Origin of the sequence: Colwellia sp. MB3u-8, from assembly GCF_014076985.1 — a bacterium.
Taxonomy (GTDB): domain Bacteria; phylum Pseudomonadota; class Gammaproteobacteria; order Enterobacterales; family Alteromonadaceae; genus Cognaticolwellia.
The window spans coordinates 218,587-234,496 of sequence record NZ_JACGVA010000068.1 but is presented as its reverse complement, the minus strand read 5'-3'; the positions used below and the strand labels follow the sequence as shown (position 1 = coordinate 234,496).

Here is a 15,910-nt window from a genome sequence, read left to right as displayed (position 1 = left end):
GGTATTATGATTAGTCAGATTTTAGCCCGGAAAGTTAACCGCATAAATCTGACCCGCCGCTATTCATTGCCTCCTTAGAGGCAAATAATAAGGCGCTAAAGACAAAACGATTGATTTAAAGAAGGTGATGACCATTAATAATAGTTTATTAAGCAAAAGGTTTTTATTCAATACACTGCTACCTAGTCTGCTGATTTTAGCTAATACCTCCGCTATGGCTAATAATGAAAATATCACCAAGGCGCAGCAGACAGCTGACTCTAGTGATGAATGGGCAGATGCCTGGGTCGAAGCTCCACCTCCGTCACCATGGCAACTAACCGGTTTTGTTGAGGCCGGCTATGGGCAATTTTTACAAAATAATATTGTCGACAATAGCGCGTCACTGAGTGAGGTTAGCGCCAGAGTCAATCTCGATTATAGCCATGAACTTTTCGAGGCCAGTGGCAAACTTGACAGTTACTATGATGCCGTACTGGCCAAAACCATTTTTCACACCCGAGAACTGAGCATTAGTGCCAGCCCGTTTAGTTTTGTTGATATAAAAGTGGGCAGGCAAGTATTAACTTGGGGCACTGGCGACTATCTGTTTCTCAATGATTTATTTGCTAAAGATTGGCAGTCTTTTTTTTCTGGCCGAGCAGATGAATATTTAAAAGCGCCGTCGAACAGTGTTAGAAGTAACTGGTTTTTTAACCAAGTTAATTTCAGCTTAGTATGGACACCAGAATTCACCCCTGATAACTATATTACTGGCGAACGTTTCTCATTTTATTCGCCGCAAGCACAGCAAATAGTCGCGCCAGAACAAGGTTTTTCCGTCGATAAAACCCATAAAGCACAATGGTCTGCTCGCTTAAAGACCCGTATTAATGATGTTGAGTTTTCACTTTATGGTTATCAAGGCTTTTGGCCAACACCTGTGGGCAGTAAAATCTTAGTAGAAAACCTAGCGGGGAATAGCTCTTCAAGCCAAAATCAAAATCAAGCTTATTTTCCAAAGCTAAATTCATGGGGCGTTAGTGCCTTAGCGCCGTTTAAAGGCGGCATCGTCAACTTTGAATACGCGGCGTATAATAGCATTGAAGATCAGCACGGAGATAAGGATCTGATCGCCAATGGCCAACACAGATTATTAATAGGTTATGAGCGCGAGCTAGCGAAAAATTTCACCGCAGGCCTGCAATATTACCTAGAGCGCACTAAGCATTATCAAGCTTTAGTTGATAATAGCCTAGTGCCTGAGCAATTAGTGGCTGAAAATCGCCACTTATTAACCCTGCGTTTAAGCTATCGCGCGCAACGACAAACACTGCTTTATTCACTCTTTACTTTTTATTCGCCTAGCGATAAAGACGGTTATGTTAAACCTGCTGTTAATTATCAATATAATGACCAATGGTTATTAAGTGCTGGCGCTAATGTTTTTTTTGGCCAGCATAAGTATTCTTTTTTTGGCCAACATCAAGATAATAGCAATGCTTGGTTACGCGTGCGTTATCAGTATTAATACCAATCTCACTAATTATCTGATCATTTTTACTGGTTAAAATAACCCACTACTGCGTTATTTATTTAATAATTAGAACAACTCGTTATTAAAATAAATGCCTTATATTTGGCCATTTTTCCTGCGTATAAAGTAGACCACCTAATTAATGAAATTGGTATAACCTAGCAAAGCCGGTAATGTAAGCAGATGATATGACTAAAACACTCATCTGCTGGTCACTGGTTTACAGCAAAAGAAAGTAAGCCCAGCTCACCAACAAGAGTACCCAAGGTAAAGCCGATAGTGCTCTAGCGCTATTGGCTGAGCTTTCTGGTTTAATGCTTTCGGTGGCTATGGTCTCGGTTGATTCATTCGCTTTCGCTGCGACTGTTTTTTTACGTTGTTTATCGCGCTCGCGGCCCTTAACTTTTTGTTGCTTCTTATATTCACTGATGCCTTTTTCAATGCCCTGAGCAATCAATTTTGTTTGCTCTTTGGTTTGTGCTTTTTTTTGTGTGCCTTTAGCAACACGTAACGCTTCATTTTGAACTTCGTTGGAAACTTTTGTCGTCACTTGAGCTGTCAAAGTTAAACTCCCTAATTATTTTTAATCATTATCTAATGATTGTATAATGCCATTATTAACACAATACTTTAACCACAAAGCGTATTAGTTTATGGCTGCTGCGGTAAACTATCGGCAACTAATTTGATTAATACCTATAATATAGAGACAAGCATGAGCGATTCACTTAGCACCGCAAAAAACCAAATTACACAAATGTTATCAATGCAAGATGCGATGAATTCACGGGTTAGCGAAACCTGGCGAGATAACAATTATGAATGGTATCGTGCCATTTGGGTTGAATGTGCAGAAATGCTAGATCACCATGGTTGGAAATGGTGGAAACACCAAGAAATTGACATTGCACAAGTACAATTAGAACTGGTTGATATTTTTCATTTTGGCTTAAGTTTACGTTTAATGACTGGCGACTCAATTGAAGACATTAGCCAGACCTTAGCCACTGAATTAGGCCAAAACAGTGGCGAGCAAGATTTCAAAATTGCTTTAGAAGCCTTGGCATCGAAAGCCCTTAGTGATAAAGCCTTTGATGCCTTAGCATTGGCGGACTGCATGCGCTTAATGTCGATGGATTTAAACGAGCTATTTCGCCAATATGTGGGTAAAAACACCTTGAATTTCTTCCGTCAAGATCACGGTTATAAAGAAGGTAGCTATATTAAAATTTGGCCTGGTGGTGAAGATAACGAAGTGTTAGCAAACTTAGTTAATACCCTAGACGCCAGTGCGGTTGATTTCCAGCAACAACTTTATGTCGCATTAGAAGCTAAGTACCCAAAGTAGTACAAGTAACACAAGTAAATAAATTAAAATAAAGCATTGTAAATCAGCATCTTGCTTGTAGCCTTAACTGTAATTAATTTTATTAATTCACTACTCAGCATATAACACCATCTCTGGCTCATTTTTTGCTTTATCTAGCTAACTAAGATAAACGTCAAAAAATTGAACTGCCGGAGATGTATATGGAACTCATTCTATTTGCCATGATCAGCCTAATTGTTATTGTTGGTGTGCTTGTTAGCCGCTTAAACGATAATAGTTTCCCCTTTCCTTTCGATCGTAAAACTGCCCTGTTTACGCCCGCAGAAAAAAACTTTCAAAACCTGGTTGAGCAAGCCATGGGCTCAAGGTATCGCATTATTAATCGCGTTAAACTTGCCGATATTGTTAGCATTCGCAATGGCGTATCAAATCGAGCAGGCCAAACGGCAACAAATAATGCTAATAGCAAATATTTAGATTTTGTTATTTGTGAACGCGATAGCATGAAATTACTCGGCGTAATTGATTTAGTTGACACCCAAGGTAAAGGCTACAAAATTAAAAAAGACTGGTTTGTTAGCGGTACACTTGAAGCAGCAGCCATTCCACATGTTCGTATAAAAGTGAAAGCCAATTACACTATCGATGAAATTCGCAGCTGTATTAATAGCCGGATATTAGGTAATAATGCACCTACACAGGCACCCAAAGTGAAAGGTCGAATTATTCCTGCGCCTTTAGTGAAAGCTCGTCCAAAACCATCCGGTGTATTCACCTCTTCAGCCGCGCAAGCAATGTTGGCAAAAGATACGCCCGCTATGGCCAGACAGGTTTCTTCTGCTCAAGTTGCGGCATTACCTCACTAAGTTTATTTATTGCCTTGGTATCAGGTGCTAAATAAAAGCTAAAGCAGACATTGTTGTCTGCTTTTTTGTTGATAACTACCCACTCCACTTAAAGCGCTGATTTCAGCGTTAAGCGAAGCAATCAGCTTAAGGCGCAAGACTTGATCAGGGCTATGCTATTTTCAAATATTGTTAAAAGATTTTATGCGCAAGTCGCGCTATAATCCGCCCATAAACCTTGGCGAAATCTGTTCGCTAAAATTTTTACAGGATAAAAGTTAATGAAAGCAGGCATTATCGGCGCAATGGAGCCAGAAGTTGCAATTTTAAAAGCAAAGTTAGTCAATGGTCAAACATCCACGCATGCTGGATACACCTTTTATCAAGGGCAGTTAAATGGCTCTGACGTGGTTATTGTGCAGTCAGGTATTGGCAAAGTAGCGGCCGCCTTAGCAACCGCGATACTTATTGATAAATTTCAGCCCGATTACGTGGTTAATACCGGCTCTGCTGGTGGTTTTGACCAAGCACTTAAAGTGGGCGATATTGTTATCAGCTCAGAACTGCGTTACCACGATGTGGACGTGACCGCTTTCGGTTATGAAATAGGTCAATTACCGGCGAACCCGCCAGCCTATATTCCCCACCCTGAACTTGTTGCCGCGGCAAAAGTGGGTATAAGCTCACTTGATAATGTGCAAACTTTGGTTGGCTTAATCACCACAGGTGATACCTTTATGACTAAAGATGAAGACATTGCCAAAGCTAGAGCTAATTTCCCTACTATGGCGGCAGTGGAAATGGAAGGAGCCGCTATTGCGCATACCTGCCATCAGTTTAATATTCCTTTTGTGGTGATTCGCTCAATGTCTGATATTGCCGGCAAAGAGTCGCCAAGCTCATTTGAAGCTTACCTAGAAACCGCATCGATTAATTCTTCTAAGTTAGTCATTAGCATGTTAAATGCGTTAAAAGGTAAAACACTAAACTAATGGCAAACCTGAGTAATATACTAACCAGCTCAGAGCTGTATTCTGCCGCTATAACGCTATTATTGCTCATAGCGTTAAAAGCATTAATTAGTCAGTTTGTTACTCAGCAACCGTTAGCTTTTTTCAATTTTTACTGTCAGCGCCTAGCCGATAAAGTAAATCAACAAAATAGTAGTCCACGCCAACAAAAAATTTCAGGCTTAATCGCTATTTTAGTCACTTTAGTGCCATTAATGACGATTTTATCGCTATTTGAAATGTTTATTGAAGTGCCTTGGCTTTGGCAGGCGTTATTACTTTACTTTGCATTAGGCAGCTTGGGGTTAACTAAAACCTGCAAAGAGGTGGCACGAGAGTTAGTTGCCAATCATCATTACCAAGCAAAACAAAAAATAGCGCCCTATTTATTACGTGATACTAAGCAACTATCGCCGTTAGGCGTTAGTAAAGCCTGTATTGAAATGCAAGTGCTACGTAGCTCGCAATTACTGGTTTGCGTTGGCTTTTATTATTTGCTGTTCGGTCCATTGGCGGCATTAACTTTTCGTTTATTACTTGAAATGCATTATGCTTGGAATATAAAACTTGTTCGTTTTTCGCACTTTGGCGCGGCAGTAAATTATATTGTTACACTACTGCAATGGTTACCGTCACGCTTATTTTCCTTGCTGCTTTTACTTGGCACAGTTGGCCAAAACACCTTGTTGTATTGGCGTTTAATCCGGGGCAAGTTTTTTCAAACCAACAACGCCATATTATTGCATGTACTGGCCTTAAGTTTAGAGATAAAATTGAGCGGTGTCGCTATGTATAATGGTGATAAAGTCCGTAAAGCCAGTTTTAATGACCACGCAAGGCAACCGCAAGCCACTGACATTATTCATGCCAGCAAGCGGATAAATTACGCATTATACCTGTTTATTCTATTGCTGATGCTATTGGCCATCATTTCTTATTCTGTTGCTGGTCAGAGTAAGTAAGTGTTTAAATTTCAAGTCTAATACGCGTCATTCAAACTCAGATGACATGATAGCAATGGCTATAACAGCTTTTCGCCATGTTAAATGACGATTAAATGGCAATTAAAAGCCTTTGCTATCATCGCAATTTTGCTAAACTATCAAGCCTAAAACACAAGTAAGCTTAAAATACCTTACTTTAAGTAAAGACTATATTTTTACTAGATCATAGGAATTTATTATGAAATTTATTACCACAACATTAGCTGTTTTATTGAGCGCATTCTCGCTTTTTACTTTTGCTGAGCAAACCGCCACTATTTCACAGCAAGCATTGTTAACCTTAATGGCAACGCCTGCGAATAAAACCGTGATATTAGATGTACGTACGGCTGAAGAGTTTGCCGAAGGCCATATTGAAGGCGCGATCAATATCAGCCATAAGCAAATTAATGCAAATCTTAATAAAATTATCGCCTTGAAAGATCAAACTCTAGTGGTGCATTGTAAATCAGGCCGTCGTGCACTAAGTGCTGAAAATGACTTACGGGCTGCCGGTTTTAGTGATCTTCGCCATCTCGATGGCGATATGAATGCTTGGCAAGCTGCAGATTTACCTCTAGTAAAATAAACAAATAAGTACGTTAACAAATGTTAGAATTACTTTATTGGCTTGATCTTTTCGGCGTTATTGTTTTTGCCTTTTCAGGGGCATTAATGGCTGGGCGCTATCAACTTGACCCCTTTGGTGTGGTGGTGTTGTCCGCGGTTACCGCGATTGGCGGCGGCACCATTCGTGATGTCATTCTACAAACGCCAGTATTTTGGGTCGAAAATCCGGTTTATCTTTATGTTATTTTGGCTACTGCGCTACTGACTATTATTTTTATTCGTTGCCCAAAACGCATTCCCAAACGACTTTTATTGGTTTCAGACGCCTTTGGTTTAGCATTATTTGCTGTATTGGGCACAGAGAAAGCACTCAGTCTAGGCACATCAGTTCCTGTCGCCATTGTGATGGGCACAATGTCAGCCGTCGCTGGCGGAATGATACGCGATGTCTTGTGTAATGTCATTCCGATGATTTTAAGAAAAGAAATTTATGCTACCGCCGCTATCTTAGGGGGCACATTATATACCTTATTGCTATATGTTGACTTACCCCAGCATATCGCTATTATTGGCTCAATATTGGGCGCATTGTCGTTACGTTTAGCGGCAATTTATTGGCGCGTAACCTTACCGGCTTTTGATATAATTGAGCAAGAAGACAGCAAGAAATAGCGCTAATTATCGCTAGTGAACTAAGTTAACAACGAGCTTAGTTCACCTAAAAAATTTAAACTCAGCATTGCCCCCTAGACCTAAGTTAAAAATCAGCCTGTAGAATGCTATTAATCGGCTATGGGAAATAAATCTTGTCGCCTAATTTTTTCGCCTAACCCTTATATTCAATTTTATCCGCCTGTTAGCCGTTTAGGATCGAGTAATGCAATAAGCTCGGTTTCACTAATATCGGTTAGCTCTAGCGCAACATCTAATACGGTTCTTTTTTCTTCATACGCTTTTTTAGCTATTTCAGCGCTTTTGTCATAACCAATCAAATTTGTTAATGCCGTTGCCAGTATCGGGTTTCTGACCAAGTTTTGATTGATCATTGTATGGTTGACTTGCATGTCTTTGATCACTTTATCAGCAAGTGCACTACTGCTTGAACTCAATAGCTGAATACTTTGCAGTAAAGTATGGCTAATTAAAGGCAACATGGTGTTGAGTTGAAAATTGCCCGATTGTCCTGCCAAGGTAATGGTGGTGTCATTACCAATCACCTGAGTGCAAGCCATAAGTACCGCTTCAGGGATCACAGGGTTAACTTTGCCAGGCATAATACTGCTGCCTTTTTGTAGTTCGGGTAGCTGTAATTCATTTAAGCCATTTAACGGCCCACTGCTCAGCCAACGAATGTCATTACTGACTTTACTCAAACTAACCGCCGTAGTTTTGAGCATACCACTGACCTGCACTGCCGTGTCTTGAGCACTTATGGCTCGAAAATAATTATCCGCTGGGCTCAGTGTTAACCCCGTTCTTTCGCTTAATACCCGCGTTACAATCGCAGCAAACTCAGGATGTGTGTTAACACCTGTACCGATAGCCGTGCCACCAATAGCCAGTTTGCATAAGCTAGGTAAACTATTTTTAAGCTGTTCATTTGCATAACTAATTTGGCTGCTCCAGCCACTTATTTCCTGAGCGAAACTCAATGGCATAGCGTCCATTAAATGCGTTCTGCCAGTTTTAATCGTGTTGTGATGTTCACTTGCTTTTGCATCCAAGGTATCGCTCAAATGTTGTAGTGAGGGTAACAATTCATCAGAGATAAGCTTAGCTGCACTTAAGTGGATACATGACGGGATAACGTCATTAGAGCTTTGCCCCATGTTCACGTCATCGTTTGGGTGAAGATTAATTTTTTCCTGACTATGTCGCTTGACTAACGAGGCAATAACTTCATTAACGTTCATGTTAGTGCTGGTGCCCGAGCCAGTTTGAAATACATCAATGGGAAACTGATTAACGTGAAAGCCGTCAGCCACTTCTTTGGCAGCCAATTGAATAGCAGCAGATTTATCGGCATCAAGTAGCCCTAACTCTTGATTAGCTTGTGCACAGGCGCTTTTTATTGTCGCTAGTGCCCAAAGAAATGCCCGCGGCATTTTTAGCTCGCTAATGGTAAAATTAGTCAGGGCTTTGGCCGTTTCACTGCCATATAAGATATCGGTTATCTCGCAACTCTTAGAGGTTTTATTGTCGTCATTTTTTTGCATTTAGTTATCCTTTAATTACTTGAGAATAGTAGCTCGAGAATAGTAGCTTGAGAATTTTTTATCGACTGACTTTTTTTGCCCATGGATAATGGGCATATTACTGTGAGAATATATTTAATCTGACTACTTATTGAACATAAGTTTATTTTTAACCTCTGCTAGATACTCAACATCATTCAATTTGTCTTCGTTGTATTCTGGACATGCTTGTACCTGCTCAAAACTAAGATGACAGGTGACCGTTTTTTCTTCCCAATTTAACTTATCTAAATGCTTTGGAGAGATCAGTACTTTTTTGCCGCCAGGTAACCAATCACGGGTATCAACCACAATGTAAAGCAGAGACCAACTATCAGTGTCACAAATGAAGTCTTTGATATAGCCTTTTTTGCCATCTAAAGCATCTATACCGTAATGTGTAATCTCATTGGTTGAACGAAGATGATTGCTAGTTTTAGTATCTTCACTTTCGCTGCTATCTTTTGGCAATGTATTTGGATTAACCAAAGCCATTGGATACGCGTATTCACCCCATGCTCCAGGCCCCACCCAATAGTAGCCATAGGTATAATAATCAAAATAGCTCTTTTCAAATTCACGGGAAACTGTGTCGTGTTCATCGATTTGTGGACTGTTCTTAACCTTATCTTTTGTTATAGACACGTTAAGTTGCTGCTCTTTAATGTCGTATTCAAGCAATGATATAGGGCTTATCAGGGTTTTTTCACTTAAGGGTACCCAAGGCTGGATATCAACGACCATAAATCTTATGGTCCAGTGTCTATCATCAAAATACACATCGGTTACCTGCCCAACTTCACCATCTACTGCATGAATAGTACTTCCGTTTAGCGCTTCCAAATTGACTAACATCACTTTCTCCATCTTTGTTCGTTATATTTAACAGTTTATTTTCATCAAAACATCAGAATTTTCGCTCTCATACGCCGATAATAATTTAAGATGATTTCGTACAAGTTCCTTACGTTATATAACGTAATTACTCATTAAATTGATTAGAGTACATAATATAATTACAGTTAAAATTTTATTTATTTGAATATAAAGACAAAATAACCTATAAAAACTTAGAAATAAATTTAAACCTGACAAAATTAATAGTTAGTACACTAACAAAAAGAAATAATCAGCACAAACATTTAATGGCTGCTGATTGAGTTTTATGTGACAAGGTATGAGTTAAAAGTCATACCGGCAAGTTACTAGTATGCTCAGAGCAGTGTCATTTTCTTAACACGCCAGTGTGTTAGTGATGAATCACCAGGCTACTACAACGAGAATAGCTTTATTTACCTTGTTCAGTGACTCGCCTGATTATTGTTGATATATCGCGTAGCGTATAGCCACTAGGTATTGACGCGTAACCGTATTCGATTTTCACGTAATTCAACCAGAGAAAAACAATCATGGGGCAAAACATCGAGGGGATAGTAAACTAGCTTTAAATTGGAAATTTACCCTAAGTTTGCTGTGCATTGTGGACACTTAGACGCTTTAATATTGATAACCGAATAACAAAACTGGCAATTTTTCGTGGCCTTGCCTACTTGCTTCGACTCTGCGTCCTTTATACGATTAATGCCCTTAACTAAAATGAAGGCAAACCAAGACACTATAATAAAACTGAAGACACTATTAATAAACAAACCATAACTGAGCGTTACCGCACCGTCTTTACTGGCAAGTGCTAAGGTAAGATATGGACCACCCTGTACACCATTTTTTAGCACAAAGAACAAATCGGCCAGATCAACGCCGCTGGTAAATAAACCTATGGTTGGTGCAATAACATTAGCCACTAAACTACTGGTAATGGTAGCAAAAGCACCGCCTACGACAATACCAATAGCTATATCTAGCACATTGCCTTTCAAGGCAAATGCTTTATATTCCGCAAATATTTTCTTCATATTGTCTCAGTTTTAATGCTTAACTGTTGTTATATCAATAGTCATATCAATAGTTAACCGTTAGATATCTAATGAGGTTTTTTCTTTGGCATAGCAAAGTTCGCATAAATGGTGGTTGCTGTGCCCGCAATAAGAGATAACATAGCGACACCAAACATGGCATTATTTTTAGCTTCAAAAGCCAAAAGATATAAGCCTAATGCAACAAAGCACAAACCCACGGAAATAAAAGCTTTTGGGTGTAGCGTTATCAACCGAGATGATAGTGCATATTTTGCTGCTTTAGGTTTAGCATGAGCAGCTGTTTTTCGTTTATGTTTATTTGTCGGCATCACCAACTCCTTAGGTTAACACCCGCAAATGCGAGGTTTTAACAGTATAAATAAATTAAGTTCACACGAAAGAATCATTAGCAGTGACCTTATTGATATCACCACACAATACTCATCTGATGCTTGCTAGCAAAATAGTGCCATTAACGAGTGAAATATCGTGGTTTAAATATAAACGAAGCATGAGAAAAATTCGACTTTTTTATCCTTTTAAAGCACTTATAAGAGTAAATTACACCCGTCGGCAATAGCTGGTAAATTGTTGGCTATAAGGTTAGTCAGGTGAGGTATTTAGTCTGTACCTAAAATTCATCAGGATTTGAGATAGTCACTGACTATTTGAATCTAATGAGTGACCTAAGCAATGAATACACTACTAGTGTTTAACTTGATGACTCATGTTAATGCTCTTAGCCTAGGGCCAACATGACATTATTAACTATAAAAAGAAGAGTCTTGGGCTGGTAAGTAATCGAATAGGTGTCGACTGTGCGACACCTATTATTATGGGTTATCTATTATGCTTTTGTAGTCGCTCTTAGCATCCAAGCTGTTTTTTCATGTAAACGCATACGGTCAGAAACTAGCGAGGCCGTTGATTCATCATCAATACTTTGGGCAGTTTTTAAGACTTTACGACAAGTTTTAATCACTTGTTCGTGACCTTTAGTGAGTAATTCAACCATCTCAGCTGAGCTTGGCACTCCGTCTACTTCTTTAACCGAGCTGAGTTTTGCAAACTCTTTATAAGTACCAGGTGCTGGCACATCCAGTGTTCTAATACGTTCAGCAATATCATCGACAGCAATGGCCAATTCTGTGTAGTGCTCTTCAAACATTAAATGTAACTCACGAAATTGTAAGCCAGTGACATTCCAATGAAAGTTATGTGTTTGTAAATATAACGTGTAAGAATCTGCTAAAAGCTGCTTTAAACCATCTGAAATTTCTGTTCTATTTGCTTTATTTATACCAATATCTATATCTGTCATTTTATTTCCTCATGTTGAACATTGTGAAAATCGTACCTACGCCGACTAAACGGCGAAAGATAGCTAGCTATAATTGCGAAAAACGGCCACTAGCTAACTATTTAGCGCCCGCTTGAGTAAGTTACATCGTGCCATTGATAAGGTTTGGCTTAGCTTATTAACGAAATGTTTAACCGCCTTTTAAGCCACTAACAAATCAAAGCCATTTTTACAGTCCAAGTGGACAAAACCACCATAATGTATACCTAAATATTCAAATGTATCTGTAGGTGACATATTCTTTAACGCTAAAGCTACGGCTACGGCTGTAACCTCAATACGTAATTGCCCCGCAATGAGATCAATTAATTTCCCTGTATTGCCATCCCGTCTCGAACTCCCCCATTAGCCTAATAGTTTTATTCATGCTCAAACCTGCTTACAACCTTGTGGGTTAGTTAAAAACCAGCGCGGTAATTAATCGATTAAACAACTAAAAACCTATGTTAGCGACAATAACGATAACATAGGTTTTATTGCTTTATATAGCGCAGCAATCCTTTGTATTAAATGCAGACATCAATAACGACAAATTATTTCAAGACTCAGCGCTTATTTTTAGTCCTGTAATAACGGTATTAAAAATTTTGCTACTGAGTTTATTTTCAGTACAAAAAAAGGTATGGCAAGCGCTAAATATTAATCTACTACGCGTTTACTGGCGGTAGTTATCAAAAAAACGTCTGATTTTACTGGTTGACTGAGACTAGTAGAGGGCTGGATATTTCTCAACTAATTGTCGATGCCTGAGTTAAGTTTAGTTGTTTTTTCAACTTCGCAAAAAACAATAAAACCATTACAATGCGATCATTTAAAATCGTAATACAGGCTATTTAATTGAAACTCAGTAAAAGATTACAGCATATTGAGCAAATGGTAACAGCGGATTATACCCACATTTGGGATTGCTGCTGTGATCACGGTTTTTTAGGGGCAAGCTTATTGTCTCGACAAGCGGCCCAAAATATACATTTTGTTGATATAGTGCCTGAGCTAATAACAGTAATAGAAAGTAAGCTACAAGAGTTTTTCCAACATTCGATTTCAGCGTGGAAAACACATTGTCTTGATGTCGCCAAGTTACCCTTGCAAGAATATCCAGGCAAACACTTAGTCATCATTGCGGGTATTGGCGCTAACTTAATGAGCCAATTCATCAATGATATTCATCAAAAATATCCCGACATGAACATTGATTTTTTGCTCTGTCCCGTTAACCAACAATTTGCACTACGTGAAAAACTAATCGCGCTAAAGTTCAGTTTGAAAAACGAAGTGTTAGTTAAAGATAATTGCCGCTACTATGAAGTGATTTTGGTTTCATCAACCAGCGATACTCAAAAAGAAATCAGCCCTGTAGGGCATAACATTTGGCAATCAGCTACCGCTGAACAAGCAAGTGTCGTTAAACAGTATTTAGATAAAACACTCAAGCACTACAGGCGAGTTCAACAAGGAAGCACAGTAAATATTGGTCATATCATTAGTGCTTATAATAGCAAAACCTAACACCCCCTATTTTAGTGCTTTAACAGCTTGAGCACAGTAGAAAAAGCGAATAGTCATTTCTCCTGTACATCATAGCTGGCATAGTCGTTGAAATAAGCTTGTTTATATAAAAACCATTTACTCTGACCCTACATAGATATGGCCCTATAGATATCGCTGCTATAAATACAGCAAAAAACAAATGCCTAACACTTTCAAAACCACCCTTCCTTTGTCGCAGACCTGCTCCAACAGTCAGGTACATAAGGTTAAATCCCAAAAAATCAAAGCTGTTGAAAAGTTCAGATATGTGCTTTATTCTTTTAATACTGTCAATTACAATTTATAGTGTAGTGATTGTTCAAAGTTAATCGTACACATTTTGAAAAAATTAGTGGAAGACTTTAATGGCAAGTAAATTTACCAACACAGAAAATAATGCTGACAGGGCGCCAAATAGAAAAGATTTGTTGGCCTTTTTCCGAGGTACTTACTCCCCTTGGCTGATATTTTTATTAACTCTGTTGGTTACCTTTATCGCTTGGTCGATTACTAACAAATCTCATCAACGTCATACTCAAGATTTATTCTCCTTTGAGGTCGAACAAACACTTCAAGCGATCGAACAACGTATGCAAGGATATCAGCAAGTCCTGCGTGGTGGTATAGGATTATTTAAATCAAGTACTCATGTTACTCGTCAAGAATTTCATGATTATGTCACCAATTTAGAAGTTGATAAACATTGGCCTGGCATTCAAGGTATTGGTTATGCTGTTATGTTGAAGCCAAAAGAAAAAGACTTATTTGTCAATGCACTGAGGCTAGAAGGCTTTAATGAATTTAATGTTTTTCCAGCAGGTCTGCGTGAACAATACAGTAGCATTCTCTATCTTGAGCCATTCACAGCTAGAAATCAGCGCGCTTTTGGCTACGATATGTACTCAGAAAAGTCTCGTCATTTCGCCATGGACATTGCTCGCGACAGTGGTGTTGCCGCATTTTCCGCTAAGGTTAAGCTGGTTCAGGAAAGTGGCCATGACTTGCAGAATGGATTTCTCATGTATCTCCCTTTATATCGAAATGGAGCCGCCATTGACAACATAGCCCAGCGCCGAAAGGAGCTCATCGGCTATGTATACAGCCCATTTCGCATGGATAATCTGATTAAAGGCATTCTCTTAAGTGCTAGAAATCAACAAATAAATTTCTCAATATATGATGGAGATTCACAAGCGGTAGCAGATCTTCTTTACAGCCCCAAAATTAAGCCAGACCCTTTATCTAATGCTGATATAAAAGCATTTACACCGCGTTTTTCTGTTGTTAAAACCATTGAGTTTCCAGGCCGAAATTGGACCTTACACTTTCGTAGTACCGAGGTTTTTGAAAGCATAGTTAAAAACAACTTAGCGACATTAATCGGTTTTACTGGCACAACTTTATCGGTACTTTTACTCTTTATACTGCTAAATATTGCCCGTAGCAGTAAAAAAGCGCTCGAGGCAAGTGCAAAATTAAAAGTATTGATCAACCGATTAAAAGCAGGAGCTTCAGCTGGAATTGTCGGGATTTATGATTGGGATGTTAAAAATAACATTTTGCATTGGGACTCTGTCATGTACAGATTATATGATATAGACAAGTCAAATGTTGAAGATTTACAACAAGCATGGTTTTCCAGAATACATATAGACGACCAAAAGTATGTTGACGGTGAAATACAGGCGGCCCTTAGAAATGAGCGAAAATATTGCCTCGAATTTCGTGTTTTATGGCCAGACAACTCAGTTCATTATATTAAAGCGGTATCAAAAACCACTTTTGACCATACCGGAAGAGCGATTCGGATTGTTGGCGTAAATTATGACATTACTGAGCAAAAAAATCTGCAAATACATCTTGATAAGCAAGCCTCATATGATCAGTTGACGCAGCTCCCTAATCGTCGTTTGATCAATGATAGATTAAAGCAAGCGATAGCCTTTGCTGGTCGCAATGAAAAAAGTATGGCTCTTCTTTTTATTGATTTAGACGGTTTTAAAAAAATAAATGATATCTATGGGCATCATGTTGGTGATTGGTTGTTAATCGAAGTATCCAACCGTATTCAATCTTGTTTACGCGCTACCGACACCGTTGGACGTTTAGGTGGAGATGAGTTTGTAGTGATTCTCCCTGCTATTTATCAGTACGCAGAGGATGTAGCCAATAAAATACGAATAACTTTGGAAAATCATTTTGTCATGGATAATGATAAGGTGTTGAATATTTCCTCAAGTATTGGTGTGGCAATTTATCCTCAGCATGCAACAGAGCAAGCTATGTTGATGGAGTGCGCCGATAAGGCAATGTATGAAGCAAAGAAAAGAGGACGAAATAAAGTAATGATTTTTGGAAATTTTTAATTTTTAATTTTTACAGCTTGAAAAATCGAACAATTGAAAACCAAACGACAAATTTTTATTTGCTGTGCGACAAAATAATGCACACACCCAAGTGTGCCTGCGCTCAAAAATTTTTCACTGAGTTCATCTTCAGCGCAGAAAAAGGTCTGGCGAACGCCGCCTGAAATACCCTGTTCAATAAGAGTATCAATTAAACAAATGAGTTTTTTCTGGCCATATGCATTAAAATTTTTTTTTGCTGTCACTAGTA

The 15,910-nt window shown here is 38.8% G+C and carries 16 protein-coding genes; 9 read left to right on the top strand and 7 right to left on the bottom strand.

Going from position 1 to position 15,910, the window contains the following annotated elements:
* Positions 1–127: 127 nt before the first annotated feature.
* Complete coding sequence (locus H4J54_RS13505) at positions 128–1,510, top strand: hypothetical protein (RefSeq protein WP_182191444.1); 1,383 nt, start codon at positions 128–130, stop codon at positions 1,508–1,510.
* A 226-nt stretch (positions 1,511–1,736) separates the two neighbouring features.
* Here the strand turns inward: H4J54_RS13505 and H4J54_RS13500 are convergent, their stop codons facing one another.
* Positions 1,737–2,066, bottom strand: coding sequence for a DUF2956 domain-containing protein (locus H4J54_RS13500; RefSeq protein WP_182191705.1), 330 nt, complete (start codon positions 2,064–2,066; stop codon positions 1,737–1,739).
* Positions 2,067–2,231: 165 nt separating this feature from the next.
* On the opposite strand from H4J54_RS13500, the gene H4J54_RS13495 reads away from it, so the two are divergent.
* The 6 genes from H4J54_RS13495 (at position 2,232) to H4J54_RS13470 (ending at position 6,926) form a co-directional block, all read left to right on the top strand.
* Positions 2,232–2,864: a dUTP diphosphatase gene (locus tag H4J54_RS13495; RefSeq protein WP_182135907.1), complete on the top strand. Its 633-nt coding sequence runs from the start codon at positions 2,232–2,234 to the stop codon at positions 2,862–2,864.
* Between the two features lie 182 nt (positions 2,865–3,046).
* Positions 3,047–3,712, top strand: a complete 666-nt coding sequence (locus tag H4J54_RS13490; protein ID WP_182191442.1) for a DUF2726 domain-containing protein — start codon at positions 3,047–3,049, stop codon at positions 3,710–3,712.
* Positions 3,713–3,972: 260 nt separating this feature from the next.
* Complete coding sequence (gene mtnN / locus H4J54_RS13485) at positions 3,973–4,683, top strand: 5'-methylthioadenosine/S-adenosylhomocysteine nucleosidase (protein WP_182191439.1); 711 nt, start codon at positions 3,973–3,975, stop codon at positions 4,681–4,683.
* Entirely contained in the window at positions 4,683–5,663 is a 981-nt protein-coding gene (locus tag H4J54_RS13480; RefSeq protein WP_182191437.1) for a cobalamin biosynthesis protein, read from the top strand. The genes mtnN and H4J54_RS13480 overlap by 1 nt, the downstream gene beginning before the upstream one ends.
* A gap of 220 nt (positions 5,664–5,883) precedes the next feature.
* A complete protein-coding gene (locus H4J54_RS13475; protein WP_182191435.1) occupies positions 5,884–6,273 on the top strand; it encodes a rhodanese-like domain-containing protein in 390 nt (129 codons plus the stop codon).
* A gap of 20 nt (positions 6,274–6,293) precedes the next feature.
* The gene (locus H4J54_RS13470; RefSeq protein WP_182191433.1) at positions 6,294–6,926 is read left to right on the top strand and encodes a trimeric intracellular cation channel family protein; all 633 of its coding nucleotides are present in this window, start codon (positions 6,294–6,296) and stop codon (positions 6,924–6,926) included.
* A gap of 173 nt (positions 6,927–7,099) precedes the next feature.
* Here the strand turns inward: H4J54_RS13470 and H4J54_RS13465 are convergent, their stop codons facing one another.
* The 5 genes from H4J54_RS13465 to H4J54_RS13445 all read right to left on the bottom strand — a co-directional run bounded on the left by H4J54_RS13465 (position 7,100) and on the right by H4J54_RS13445 (position 11,725).
* Positions 7,100–8,470 carry a lyase family protein gene (locus tag H4J54_RS13465; protein WP_182191431.1) on the bottom strand — a complete coding sequence of 457 codons (1,371 nt, stop codon included), beginning with the start codon at positions 8,468–8,470 and terminating at the stop codon, positions 7,100–7,102.
* A gap of 123 nt (positions 8,471–8,593) precedes the next feature.
* Positions 8,594–9,343 (bottom strand): PRC-barrel domain containing protein, encoded by a 750-nt coding sequence (locus tag H4J54_RS13460; RefSeq protein WP_182191429.1) that lies wholly within the window; start codon positions 9,341–9,343, stop codon positions 8,594–8,596.
* Between the two features lie 602 nt (positions 9,344–9,945).
* Positions 9,946–10,401 carry a large conductance mechanosensitive channel protein MscL gene (gene mscL / locus H4J54_RS13455; protein WP_182191427.1) on the bottom strand — a complete coding sequence of 152 codons (456 nt, stop codon included), beginning with the start codon at positions 10,399–10,401 and terminating at the stop codon, positions 9,946–9,948.
* 68 nt (positions 10,402–10,469) lie between these two features.
* The gene (locus tag H4J54_RS13450; protein ID WP_182191425.1) at positions 10,470–10,733 is read right to left on the bottom strand and encodes a hypothetical protein; all 264 of its coding nucleotides are present in this window, start codon (positions 10,731–10,733) and stop codon (positions 10,470–10,472) included.
* 518 nt (positions 10,734–11,251) lie between these two features.
* The gene (locus H4J54_RS13445; RefSeq protein ID WP_182191423.1) at positions 11,252–11,725 is read right to left on the bottom strand and encodes a Dps family protein; all 474 of its coding nucleotides are present in this window, start codon (positions 11,723–11,725) and stop codon (positions 11,252–11,254) included.
* Between the two features lie 876 nt (positions 11,726–12,601).
* Between H4J54_RS13445 and H4J54_RS13440 the strand changes: the two genes are divergently transcribed.
* Both H4J54_RS13440 and H4J54_RS13435 read left to right on the top strand, forming a co-directional pair.
* On the top strand, positions 12,602–13,273 hold the full coding sequence (locus tag H4J54_RS13440; protein ID WP_182191421.1) for a tRNA (adenine(22)-N(1))-methyltransferase TrmK: 672 nt from the start codon (positions 12,602–12,604) through the stop codon (positions 13,271–13,273).
* A gap of 386 nt (positions 13,274–13,659) precedes the next feature.
* A complete protein-coding gene (locus H4J54_RS13435; protein WP_182191419.1) occupies positions 13,660–15,660 on the top strand; it encodes a GGDEF domain-containing protein in 2,001 nt (666 codons plus the stop codon).
* Here H4J54_RS13435 and H4J54_RS13430 read toward each other — a convergent pair.
* Complete coding sequence (locus H4J54_RS13430; protein ID WP_182191418.1) at positions 15,657–15,905, bottom strand: hypothetical protein; 249 nt, start codon at positions 15,903–15,905, stop codon at positions 15,657–15,659. The genes H4J54_RS13435 and H4J54_RS13430 overlap by 4 nt on opposite strands.
* Positions 15,906–15,910: the final 5 nt, after the last annotated feature.